Here is an 11,638-nt window from a genome sequence, read left to right on the forward strand (position 1 = left end):
AAGCTGGAAGAATAGGATCTGTCATGTGTGATGCACCAGACCATCCATGCTATATCGACAAGCCCCACAATAATCAAAACGATGCCAACACGGCGCAAAATGGGCAGATGCTCTTTCATAAATGACTCCACTGTAGTTTGCAAAAGCCGTAATATGCAATCCATCCCTGCGCTCTCCCGAACCGCTGCCATTTGATTCTTTGCGCCTTGGCGGCTTTGCGTTAACATGATTCTTTTGCATGAAGGATCTTAAACGTGTTTTTGGCTATTGCCGCCGCTATCCGATTTTTGCGATCAGCACGCTGGTTTGTGCCGTTTTCTCCACAGGTTTCGCCATTCTGTATCCGAAACTGACCGGATCGATCATCAATGACGCGCTGACGGGCAACCGGTCCGACCGCCTCATCTGGATGGTTTTGGCTGTGCTGGCTTCGTTTTTCCTGCGCGACCTCTTGAATGCGTTTCGCATTATTCTGAACAACACCTTTGAACAGAACGTCATTTTCGATTTGCGCAGCGATCTCTACGCCCATCTCCAACGCCTGCCGCTCGGCTGGTTCGACAACCAGGCCACAGGCGATCTCCTCACCCGGGTGAGCGAGGACGTCACCAACATGGAACGGGTCCTGATCGATGGCATCGAGCAGGGGTCGGTGGCCATCCTGCAAATCGTGGGCGTGGGTGCGTGGCTGTTTTCGATCAATTCCAGACTGGCCTGGCTCGTCATGCTTCCCATGCCGTTTCTGGCTGCGGGAGCCTTGATATTCACGAGGGCCTCGCATCAACGGCATCGCGCCATCCGCCGCGCCACTTCGGCCTTGAATGCCCTCCTGATGGACAACCTGCAGGGAGTGCTGCAAATCAAGTCGTTTGGCCGCGAACAAACCGAGCATGTTCACTTTCGCCAAAAGGCCAATGCGGTGCGGGAAGCCTCGTTGAACTTGATGCGGACCTGGGCCTGCTATTCGCCATCCATGACTTTTCTCTCGGCCACCGGGATTGTTCTGGTGCTTTATTTCGGTGGGCTGGATGTGCTTCATGGCCGGCCCGGGTTCAGGGTCGGCGACCTGATGGCCTTTTTGTTGTATGTGCGGATGTTCCATGAACCGATCGAAAAATTGCACCAGCTCAACCAGCTTTTCCAGGGCGGCCGGGCCGCGGCCGAACGCGTGTTTAAAATTTTGGACACAGCGGTTGAACCCGAGCCTCTTTCGCCGACTCGCCTGCCGGAGCTGCACGGCAGCGCCCGCCGGGTTGAAATTCAGAATGCCGGTTTCGAATATGAGTCCAGCCGAACTGTACTTCATGATATCAACCTGACTGCCGAGGCCGGGCAAACCATCGCTCTGGTCGGGCCGACCGGGGCCGGCAAAACCAGCCTGGTCAGTTTGATCCCGCGCTTTTACCGGGTCAAATCAGGGTCGGTGCGGATCGACGGGGTTCCTGTGCAAGATCTGCTCCTGGAAGATTTGCGGAATCAGATCGGCGTGGTGACGCAGGAGGCTTTTCTTTTCAACACCACGGTCCGGGAGAATTTGTTGTTAGGCAAACCGGAGGCTACGGATGCCGAAATCTGGTCGTCCCTGGAAGCGGCCAATGCGGCCGGCTTTGTGCGGAATTTGCCCAAGACATTGGAAACCAATGTGGGCGAAAACGGGGTCAAACTCAGTGTTGGCGAAAAGCAGCGGCTCTCGATTGCCCGCGCGCTGTTGAAAGACCCCCCGATTTTGATTTTGGATGAAGCCACGGCCAGTGTCGATACGGCCACGGAACGGCTCATCCAGGAAGCTCTCGAACGGCTCCTGCAAAACCGCACTTCCTTTGTGATCGCGCACCGCTTGTCCACGGTGCGGCGCGCCGATTTGATTTGTGTCCTGAAAGAGGGCCGGATTATTGAACGCGGCGGTCACGAAGAATTGCTGGCTTTGGACGGGCTTTATGCGCGCTTGTGCCGGGAGCAAAGCGTGGGTGAAACCATTGAAGAAACGTTTGAACATTTGGTCCGGTAGGAGAATGTAATTGATATGATAATCGCGGATGCCATGACCCTTTCGGATTGGAAGCTTGGGGACTTTCATTACTGGGCGAAGCTGGCCACGGACGTGAGTGTGATCGGCCTGCTCACGGGTTTGTCGCTTGTGCTGGTCGAACACCTGGCGACCCGCCTCGCCAACTCCACCCGTGTTTCGCGGCTGGCGTTGAGGCCCCTGCTGATTTTGGCGCGCGTGGCGGTCCTGACCCTATTTTTGGCAATCCTGCTGAACCGCCTGTTCGAGTTGGATTTTGTCGTCGTTCTGAGCAGTGTCCTCGCGTTGATCGGCGTCGCCTTCGTCGCATTTTGGAGTGTGTTGAGCAGCGTGACCTGCACCTTCCTGTTGATTTTATTCCGCCCGTTCAAAATGGGGGACCATGTGGAAATCAAGGGTGAGGGTGCGGAAGGCGAGGTGTGCGATTTGAATCTTTTGTTCACCACATTGCGCGCGGCGGATGACCGGTTGATTCAGGTGCCTAACAACCTCTTTTTCCAAAAAGTCATCGTCCGCCGCAAAGGAACTGCCGGGAAGTCGCTGGAAGAGCAACTGGCCTCGGGCGGAGAAGGCAAGTAGAGCGTCCCATTCATACCCAGCGGACGGAAGAACCCAACCTTTTTGTGGTTGATTATCATTCATTATAGGGTTGTTTGTCACGTTGCCTGGGTTGGCAGATTTGACACCAGTCACAGCACTGCTAGGCTTTGATCTCTCTTCCTACGGTGAAGATTTTGACTATTTAATACTAGTCGCAACATTCTCGTAGCAAGATACTTGCAAATGTTCACGTATCCCAAAATTTATGATGTCGTGGTGGCCGGCGCGGGTCATGCCGGCTGCGAGGCGGCTTTGGCTGCGTCGCGCATGGGCTGTAAGACCCTGCTGCTGACCATGAACTTGGATACGATTGCGCAGATGAGTTGCAACCCGGCGATAGGCGGTTTGGCGAAGGGTCACTTGGTTCGCGAGATTGATGCGCTGGGGGGTGAGATGGGAATGAATACCGACGCGACGGGAATTCAGTTCCGGATGTTGAATATGAAAAAGGGGGCAAGCGTGCGTGCGCCGCGGGCGCAATGCGACAAGAAGGCGTATCAATTTCGGATGAAAGCCATTTTGGAACGCACCCCGAATTTGGACCTCAAGCAAGGCAACATTGCGGACTTGGAAGTTGAAGGGGATTGTGTTGTGGCGGTGGCTACGAGTTTGGGTGTGAAATATCGGACCAGCTCGGTGGTGATCACCACGGGGACCTTTTTGAAGGCGCTGTTGCATGTGGGGTTGAGGAATGCAGTGGGGGGCCGCATGGGCGATGGGGTCAGCAATTTTTCGGATACATTGAGAAGCTTGGGATTTGAAGTACAGCGATTGAAGACCGGAACGCCGCCCAGGTTGAATGGGCGGACCATCGATTTTTCAAAATGCCAGAGCCAGGAGGGCGACGTTCCGCCGCCGAGGTTTAGTTATGTGGCGGATACAATAGAGAAGGCGAAGGACGATATTTTTACGCTGAACTGCTGGAAGCCTGAAATGTTCCACGTGGAACAACTGCCCTGTTGGATCACCCACACGAACCTCAAAACCGCCGAAATCATCCGGGCCAATCTCGACAAGTCCCCTCTTTACTGCGGCATCATCCAAGGCATTGGACCCCGCTATTGCCCTTCCCTCGAAGACAAAATCGTGCGGTTTGCCGACAAGGAGCGGCACCAGATTTTCCTGGAGCCGGAAGGTCGGCACACGGACGAATATTACGTCAACGGTTGTTCCACCAGCCTCCCCATCGAAACCCAATATGACTTCATCCGTTCCATTGCCGGTCTCGAAGAGGTCGAGATCATGCGGGCGGGCTATGCGGTCGAATACGATTTCTGTCCGCCCACCCAACTCCAGTCCACCCTTGAAACCAAGAAAATCGAAGGGCTCTATTTTGCCGGTCAAATCAACGGGACTTCGGGTTACGAAGAGGCCGCCGCTCAGGGGCTGATGGCGGGGATCAATGCCGCGCTCAAAGTCCAACACAAGGCCCCCTTTATCCTGGGCCGACATGAAGCTTACATCGGCGTGCTGGTCGATGATTTGGTGACCAAAGGCACAAAGGAACCGTACCGCATGTTCACCTCGCGCGCGGAATATCGTCTTTTATTGCGACAGGACAATGCGGATCTTCGCCTGACCCAGCATGGCGCCCAATTGGGCCTGGCCTCAAGTGTGCGTGTTGCGCGGATCAGGGAAAAGCAATCGCGAATTGAAGAAGTCAAACAGCGGCTCAGTCAAATTCGGGTCGATGGCATCCTGCTTCAAGACTGGCTGCGACGGCCGGATTTCATGTGGTCCAACTTGCCCGAGGAATTTCAATCCACCGACAGCGAGGTTGCCGATCAAGTGGAGACAGACCTCAAATATTCCGGCTATGTGGCCCGGGAGCTGGGTCAAATTGAAAAGGCCAGGGAAATGGAAGAAACACTCATTCCCGAGTGGGTGGATTTCAACGAAATCAAGGGGCTGAAAACCGAGGCCCGGATCAAATTGAATGAAATTCGGCCACGTTCCTTCGGCCAGGCGTCACGCATATCCGGGATCAATCCGGCGGATGTCGCGATTCTGTCGATTTGGGTGAAGCGTGGAAAGAGCGCCAGCGGTAAAGCCGCCTCAAAATAAGGCGGTTTTACTTTTAGACCGGATTTCACCCCATTTTGTCCGATCTCTCAGCAAGATATACTACCCGGTTTTTTAGAAGCGTGAGAAAGATCCGGGCTAATTCAAATGCATGGGCTCGGCTTTGATTGCCGAATAAAGAATCGCCTGCTCGCCGTATTCGATCCAGGGGCCATAGGGCACTTCGTCGTTATCGACAAAGCGCCAGGTGGTTTTGTTCATGCCGCTAAGACCAAGATAGTCGCGCACAGCCGGTGAAACATCCAATCCCGCTTTGGTGTAGGTCGTGGGCCGTTCGTCGCCAAAAACATATTTTGCATGGTCGGTACGGAAGGGGCCGACATCTTCCCATTGGGCAAAGCAAGTCTTGCCATTGAATTGAATCATGAGCCAATGGCCCCGGCATTGGGACACATAAGGGTCGCGCTGATGGGCCTTGGCATTCCACCACGGGATATATTTGGCTGCCAATTCCGGATATTTGACATCGTTGAAGGGCAGGGCGACGTAAAAGGGATTGCGGGTGGGGGCAAATTTTTTGGGCAAGGAAACCGTTCCGGCTGAGGAAAAGCTCACGCGTTTTTCGGGGTGATCGACACCGCCAAAACTGCGGGTCCAAGTGTCGTCCCAGGCGCTGGCATAGCTCGTGGTATCATTGTATCCGGTGGAGCCTTCCCCAACCCAGAAGCCGGTGGTGACAATATCATGCTTGGGGAGATAGTTCGAATGAAGCGTTATATCGACGGTGCGGATGAAGGAAGCAGCAGACGCTTCAATGGCCTGCACTGCGGCCGCCGAAGCGAAAAAACACAAAAGCAGCATAGATATGACCCAACGCATGTAGTAGCTTTCTAACGAAAGTCATCAACGAATTCAAGGCTTTTTATGCTGAATAATATAATAATTTAAATATCCCATTGTTATTTGGTGCGATAGCAATTATGGCATAACCCGCTTTGGGCTGTTAGTTCAATTAATTCCAGGCTAAGGCCCTGACGGAGGGCTACATAGAAGCGGGTTACATCAAGGTAAATTAGTTAATGACAAGCTCTTACCCTCTTGCATAACCTGCTCGTCTCGTATTCCTATGATTTATTCGCTTACTCTGCAGCAAGTCGCCATTGCCTTGGGCTTGATTTATATACTGGCCCATGGTTGGGCGCTCTGGAAACCCGAACAAACCCGGCGCTTTTTGCTGGCCGCACCCAGAAATTACCCCTTGGGCGTCTTATTAATGCTGGCCGCAGGCCTCTGGTTTTGCGGATTGATCTTTTACGCCGATTTGATGGATTTTAAATCGTATCAAAATATTTTTCTGCTTTTCGCAGTGGCGATGACCGCAGCCGTGATTTGGTATGTCCGGGAATTCCTGACCGCGCGCGCTTTGGGTGTTTTGCTCCTGCTGCTTGCCAATGTCCTACTCGATGCCGCCTTCCTGCGGAATGAACCCTCCAAGCTGGTGATTACGGTTCTGGCGTATGTCTATGCGGTTGTGGGTATGTTTTTGGTGGGGTCGCCTTATCATTTGAGGGACTTTCTGGGCTGGCTTTATAAAACAGAAAAATGCGCCCGCTGGGCTGCCTGGGGGGGCGTCGCCTTCGGTGTCGTCCTGCTTGGGCTGGGCCTGTTTGTTTATTGAAAGTCCGAATCCTTGTCATCCGCGGCGGCGCTCTGGGTGATTTTATTGTCACTCTGCCGGCCCTGGCATTGCTGCGTAAGACCTGGCCCGGTGCGCAGATCGAAATTCTAGGCAAACCTTCCATCGCCTGCCTCGCCGTGGGGCGTCATTACGCCGATAATTGTCGTTCGATTGAAGATCCTGCCTTCGCCCCGTTTTATCTACCCGGCGTGGAACTGCCCCCGTCCGAGGCCGCGTACTTCAGCTCCTTTCATCTTGTCGTCAGTTGGCTGTCAGACCCTGAACTTGTGTTTCAACACAATCTTCAGCGTTGCGGTTTGGAGCCGTTGGAGCACGGCATCAGCCCTGCTGAAATCGGACGCAAAACACCCGGCTATTATTTGCGGGGCGACAGCCGGATTGTTGCCAGCCCCGCTGCCGCGCAACTTTGCGCGCCGCTCGCCTTGCTTGGACTTTCCACGAGCGATTACCGGAGCAGGGTTTATCCAAATTCCGAAGATCGGGCGGAGGCTTCCAGATTGCTGCCGGACGATGGGCGCAGGACGGTGGCGATTCATCCCGGCAGCGGCAGCCCGCGCAAAAACTGGCCGTTTGAAAATTGGAAAGAATTGATGGAGCGAATGTCGGAAGAATTGGATGTGCGGCTGGTTTTGACCGGTGGCGAAGCCGAGTCGGAACTTTTGCCGCAGTTGAGCTCCGGACTGAAGGTACCTCACACCGTGATTTACAACCAGACACTGCCGGTTTGCGCGGCGGTGCTGGAGCGCTGCAATTTTTTTCTTGGGCATGACTCGGGGATCAGCCATCTGGCCGCGGCCGTGGGGATTCCGTGTCAGCTTTTGTTTGGGGTGACGGATCCAGATGTCTGGGCGCCGCCGGGAGCGCATGTGAAAATCACCCGATCTGTGAAAGGGATGGAATCCATTTCCGTGGATGAAGTTTTAAATCGTCTCCAAAGAAGATTTTTACAAAGAGATTGCGAAGAACGTGAAGAGTGAAGGTTTAAAACCAGCACAGGTTCTCGCGCAAAGACGCGGAGGCGCAGAGGAAATCCTGAAACTGAACACTGAAAACTAGAAACTTAAACAGAACCACGGATAAACACGGATGGACGCGGATTCTGTAATAAGACTACCTAAGAAGTCACAGCTTAAGCCTTCTTGTACTTGGCTTCGAACAGTTCCTTTTCTGCTGGAATGCGGTGAGATACAGCAACGCCAACACGTCCTGCTCGATCTTGTCCTCGTCGAATTCCATGGGGTTATTCCATCAACGTCGGCTCGCCATTATTCATATTTGACCTGGACCGGTCGGTTCGGTCTTGTATTGAATTTCAGCTTCTCTTGCACAGAACCCTTTAAACCAAAATCCGGAAAGACCGTCGTTGGCCAAATAAAAAATAGCACGATAAGTGTGTCCAGAATGACTCAAGAGTAGGCGATTAAATCCTCCGTAAAAACATCCATCCATGTAAGAAAATGCAATACGTGCCAGACAAGGACGAAAGAGAACCGAAGGTAATGCCTCTGAATGAACTATTGCATACTCTGGAAGCTTAAAAAGTGACCAAATGGCGGTTTTATGGTCAGGAGAATATTCGGCTTTCAGTTCTGCTGGGGCGTAAGCAACCAACAAGTTTATAAAATAGTCAACAGTGGAAATGATAATGAGCTCATTTCCTTCGGCCCAAGTTTTAGTGGGTCGTTCTGTAACAATGGGCAATGTGTAAACTTTCATTTATTGACTGAAAGTATAATAGGTTAGATTCAGTATAACACAATACTACCACGACCCTGAAAACTCGTAAAAACAATAAATCCGCCACTTTTTGTAAGCCAAGAAAACCCCCTTGTCTTCCGCCTTATCAGGGGGATGGATACAGTTTGTGCTAACCAAAATGATATTCCTTTGCGTTCGTGACATCAGTGTTTATCCGTGTCCATCTGTGGTTCTCTTCAAGTTTTAAGTTCGCACCCGGTGAATCCGTCCTTTGGCGGATTTTAAGCAGGAGCTTTTAACTCTGTGCAGTTTCTGAATTCTTAATTCTGACTTCTGAATTCTTCATTTCCTTCACGTTCTCCGCGATCTCTTTGTAAAACGGGTTACCCGGTGCCTGCTCTGGATTCGCATTGATCTCGCCTGAATTCATCAGGAGTTCTAAACTTCCGGCATGAAAATTCTCATCGCAGGCGCGGGCTATGTGGGCAGCGCCTGCGTCAGGCGCATGAAAGAACTGGGGCATGAGGTCCTTTGCTGGGTGCGCAGTCCTGAAAGCAGCGCGCGATTGCGCGAGGCGGGTTTTGATTCGCTGGTGGCGGATCTCGCATCGGCTGAAGCCTGGACAAATCTGAACTTCAAACCCGATGCGGTCTTGTATTGTCCCTCAACCCGCGGTGGCGGAGTGGAGGAATACCGGAGCCTGCATCACGACGGCCTGGCTCTTGCAGTCTGGAATTTGCCGCCGCCAACCCGATTTATTTATATTTCGTCCAGTTCGGTCTATGGGCAATCGGACGCATCCTGGGTGGATGAAAGTTCCGAAACAAACCCGCCGAGCGAATCGGGAAAAATTCTGGTTGAAGCGGAAAAAATGGTTGTGCAGGCGGGAGGCGCCGTGCTGCGGCTTGCCGGGATCTACGGCCCGGGCCGCACGGTGTTGCTGGAAAAATTTCTGGAGGGAAAGGCAGTGATGTCGGCGGATCCCAAGCGATTCCTGAACCTGATCCATTTGGAAGATATTGTCACGGCTTTTGAAATGCTCCTGAGCAAAGCTGGAGTTGCGGGAGAAATTTATAACGGGGTGGACGACAACCCCTCGACCTATTCCGAGATTTATAACTGGCTTTCGGAGAAATTCAAAAAGCCCGCGCCGACTTTCGCGCCATTGCGGGCTGCGGGTGCCGGGAAGAAAAGGGGAATCACAAATAAACGTGTCAGCAACGCCAAGCTGCGCGCGTTGGGCTGGCAGCCCCGGTATCCAAGTTTTCGCGAGGGATATGCCCGCTTGCTAAAAACCTAACAAAGTCTGGTTTTAAAAAATAAACACGTCGCCGGAAGCCGTTCCGGCCGCAAGCAGTTTGTCGTCGGGCGACCAGCGGACTGCGCTGATTTCCTCCTTGCCCATGTAAACAGCCAGCGGCTCCTCATTCCCGTCCCCGTTCCACAGCGCCAGTTTCCCATCCTTGCCGCCGGCGGCAAAGAGATGGCCGTGGTGTTGGAATCTGATTACAGTTACCGGCTCGCTATGTAATCCGAACATGGCCGGTTGGCGTCCGCTCGGACCTGCGCCGGAACAATCCCAGAGGAGCACATCGATCCCGTTGCTGGTTGCCATCCATTGCCCGTCGGCACTCCAATCGATCGAACGGATTTTCGATTGATAGCCCGGCATGTGGAAGTGCATTCCGCTTGCGGCGTCCCAGATATGCACCGCGTTTTCCTGGCTGCCGCCGCATACCCAGCGCCCGTCGGGGCTCCAACGGCAATTCCAGATCGCCCCCTTCCATTCAAAGGCCTTGAGCATTTCGGCAGTTTGCCCGTTCCAGGTGCAGAGGCCGCCGTAAGCCGCCGTCACGATTATTGGATCGCCTGGATGCCAGCATAGATCCGCAATCGAACTGCCGAGGGGTTCTCCCTTGGCAACCGCTTCGCCCCTGGCATCCAGAAGATGCAATTCCTTGCCCTGCGCGAAGGCCAGGACGGGTTCGTTGTTGTTCTCCGGACCCGCCGATACCGGGCTCCAGGCCAGACGTTCAATCCACGCGCGACCGGATTGATAGCTCCAAATCGGCCCGGCTTCCGATGGGTTCCAGGCCCGAACCATGCCGTCCTGGCCGGCTGTGGCCAGTGGGCCTCCGTTGGGATGCCATGACAGCGCTCCCATGCCTGCAGTGTGGGCGCTAAAAGCTTTTACCGGGGCGTTGGGTTGTCGTGGGATCAGGCTCACCTGTCCGTCGGCTGTGGCTGCCGCGAGCCAGGCGCCGTCGGGCGACCATTCCAGCGACACGATGAAGTCGCTCAGTTGCGTCTGCCATGCGGGGGGCAGGCGTTTGGTATGAACAGAAGTTTGGGTATCAGGCATGATGGAATCAGGCCAGGCAGCCTTGAAATCCCTTGTTGAGTTCCTCGCGATCCAGATTGCGCCCAATGAAAATCAGGCTGCTTTTCCGGGCCTTGCCTCTTGAGTCCGTTTCGGGCTTTGCATCCAGCATCATGTGAACCCCCTGAAAAACAAGCCGGTTCGGCTGGCCCTTGATGCAAAAAATGCCCTTCATCCGGAAAATGTCCCGCCCTTTGCTTGCCAACAACACGCGGATCCACTCGTTCAGCCTTTCGCCGTGTACTTCCCCTTCATGCTCAATCCCCACCGACTGGATGCTTTCGTCGTGTTCATGATCGTGGTGATGTTCCTCTTCTTTTTCATCGTCGTGATGATGCGTGCAGTCGGGTCCGCATTCGTGTTCTGAATGGTCATGGTGCTGCTCCTCCTCCAAAAAATCGGGTTCGATCTCCATGATGCGGTCCAAATCAAAAGCCCCAACATCAAGAACATACGACAAATCAATCGCGGCATTTTCTGTCCGGTATATTTTCGACAGCTTGTTGATCGAATGAATGCGCTTTTCAAGAGCGTCCGCTTCGGCTGCGTCAACCAGATCCATCTTGTTCAGCAGAATGATATCGGCAAAGGCGATCTGCTCCTTCACTTCGCGGCTGTCATCGATGTGCTGCAAAACATGTTTGGCATCCACCAGCGTGACAACCGAATCCACGAGCAAGGCCTGCTTTAGATCTTCATCGACAAAAAAAGTCTGGATGACCGGGCCGGGATCCGCAAGGCCGGTTGTCTCGATCAGAATGTGGTCGAATTTATTGCGGCGGCGCAGCAGGTTGCCCAGAATGCGGATCAAATCGCCGCGCACGGTGCAACAAATGCAGCCGTTGTTCATTTCAAAAATCTCCTCGTCGGTGTTGATGACGAGTTCGTGATCGATTCCGACCTCGCCATATTCATTTTCGATGACGGCAATGCGCTTGCCGTGCTCTTCGGTCAAAATCCGGTTGAGCAGGGTTGTTTTACCCGCACCGAGAAAGCCCGTCAAAATTGTCACGGGGATACGCTTGGAGGAAGGCTGGGTCATGCGGGGAAAGAATAATGCGTGAACTCAACGGGTGCAAAGATTTAACGCAGACCGCTGTGCATAAAAATGGCGCAGGAGTTCAACTTATGAGCCCGTTCATCACCTGAATCTCGGAAGGCGTATATTTCACAGGACCGTTGCGGTGGAAGATAATCAGGCTAAGACTGGTAC

Annotated in this window: 10 protein-coding genes; 6 read left to right on the forward strand and 4 right to left on the reverse strand. The window is 53.5% G+C overall.

The genetic code is table 11. From position 1 onward, the window contains the following. Positions 1–238: 238 nt before the first annotated feature. The 3 genes from PHD76_08825 (at position 239) to mnmG (ending at position 4,690) form a co-directional block, all read left to right on the forward strand. Complete coding sequence (locus PHD76_08825) at positions 239–2,008, forward strand: ABC transporter ATP-binding protein (protein ID MDD5261934.1); 1,770 nt, start codon at positions 239–241, stop codon at positions 2,006–2,008. A gap of 15 nt (positions 2,009–2,023) precedes the next feature. After that, positions 2,024–2,605, forward strand: coding sequence for a mechanosensitive ion channel (locus PHD76_08830; GenBank protein MDD5261935.1), 582 nt, complete (start codon positions 2,024–2,026; stop codon positions 2,603–2,605). A gap of 204 nt (positions 2,606–2,809) precedes the next feature. After that, a complete protein-coding gene (mnmG, locus tag PHD76_08835) occupies positions 2,810–4,690 on the forward strand; it encodes a tRNA uridine-5-carboxymethylaminomethyl(34) synthesis enzyme MnmG (GenBank protein ID MDD5261936.1) in 1,881 nt (626 codons plus the stop codon). Positions 4,691–4,786: 96 nt separating this feature from the next. Here the strand turns inward: mnmG and PHD76_08840 are convergent, their stop codons facing one another. Then, positions 4,787–5,509: a hypothetical protein gene (locus PHD76_08840; protein ID MDD5261937.1), complete on the reverse strand. Its 723-nt coding sequence runs from the start codon at positions 5,507–5,509 to the stop codon at positions 4,787–4,789. 265 nt (positions 5,510–5,774) lie between these two features. Here PHD76_08840 and PHD76_08845 point away from each other — a divergent pair, with 265 nt between their 5' ends. After that, the gene (locus tag PHD76_08845) at positions 5,775–6,326 is read left to right on the forward strand and encodes a hypothetical protein (GenBank protein MDD5261938.1); all 552 of its coding nucleotides are present in this window, start codon (positions 5,775–5,777) and stop codon (positions 6,324–6,326) included. Beyond that, a complete protein-coding gene (locus PHD76_08850; GenBank protein MDD5261939.1) occupies positions 6,323–7,324 on the forward strand; it encodes a glycosyltransferase family 9 protein in 1,002 nt (333 codons plus the stop codon). The genes PHD76_08845 and PHD76_08850 overlap by 4 nt, the downstream gene beginning before the upstream one ends. A 292-nt stretch (positions 7,325–7,616) precedes the next feature. Here PHD76_08850 and PHD76_08855 read toward each other — a convergent pair whose 3' ends face one another. Further along, positions 7,617–8,063: a hypothetical protein gene (locus PHD76_08855; protein MDD5261940.1), complete on the reverse strand. Its 447-nt coding sequence runs from the start codon at positions 8,061–8,063 to the stop codon at positions 7,617–7,619. Between the two features lie 433 nt (positions 8,064–8,496). Here PHD76_08855 and PHD76_08860 point away from each other — a divergent pair, with 433 nt between their 5' ends. Beyond that, positions 8,497–9,345, forward strand: a complete 849-nt coding sequence (locus PHD76_08860; GenBank protein ID MDD5261941.1) for an SDR family oxidoreductase — start codon at positions 8,497–8,499, stop codon at positions 9,343–9,345. A gap of 12 nt (positions 9,346–9,357) precedes the next feature. Here PHD76_08860 and PHD76_08865 read toward each other — a convergent pair whose 3' ends face one another. Beyond that, entirely contained in the window at positions 9,358–10,407 is a 1,050-nt protein-coding gene (locus tag PHD76_08865; GenBank protein MDD5261942.1) for a hypothetical protein, read from the reverse strand. A 7-nt stretch (positions 10,408–10,414) separates the two neighbouring features. Next, entirely contained in the window at positions 10,415–11,467 is a 1,053-nt protein-coding gene (locus tag PHD76_08870; GenBank protein MDD5261943.1) for a GTP-binding protein, read from the reverse strand. Positions 11,468–11,638 lie beyond the last annotated feature (171 nt).

The organism is Candidatus Methylacidiphilales bacterium (assembly GCA_028713655.1).
GTDB lineage: Bacteria > Verrucomicrobiota > Verrucomicrobiia > Methylacidiphilales > JAAUTS01 > JAQTNW01.

Bases quoted from the DNA above. Each gene is read 5' to 3' on its own strand.
- mnmG (MDD5261936.1), top strand. From the start codon at position 2,810: ATGTTCACGTATCCCAAAATTTATGATGTCGTGGTGGCCGGCGCGGGT.
- PHD76_08840 (MDD5261937.1), bottom strand. From the start codon at position 5,509: ATGCTGCTTTTGTGTTTTTTCGCTTCGGCGGCCGCAGTGCAGGCCATT.
- PHD76_08830 (MDD5261935.1), top strand. From the start codon at position 2,024: ATGATAATCGCGGATGCCATGACCCTTTCGGATTGGAAGCTTGGGGAC.
- PHD76_08845 (MDD5261938.1), top strand. From the start codon at position 5,775: ATGATTTATTCGCTTACTCTGCAGCAAGTCGCCATTGCCTTGGGCTTG.
- PHD76_08855 (MDD5261940.1), bottom strand. From the start codon at position 8,063: ATGAAAGTTTACACATTGCCCATTGTTACAGAACGACCCACTAAAACT.
- PHD76_08870 (MDD5261943.1), bottom strand. From the start codon at position 11,467: ATGACCCAGCCTTCCTCCAAGCGTATCCCCGTGACAATTTTGACGGGC.
- PHD76_08860 (MDD5261941.1), top strand. From the start codon at position 8,497: ATGAAAATTCTCATCGCAGGCGCGGGCTATGTGGGCAGCGCCTGCGTC.
- PHD76_08865 (MDD5261942.1), bottom strand. From the start codon at position 10,407: ATGCCTGATACCCAAACTTCTGTTCATACCAAACGCCTGCCCCCCGCA.
- PHD76_08825 (MDD5261934.1), top strand. From the start codon at position 239: ATGAAGGATCTTAAACGTGTTTTTGGCTATTGCCGCCGCTATCCGATT.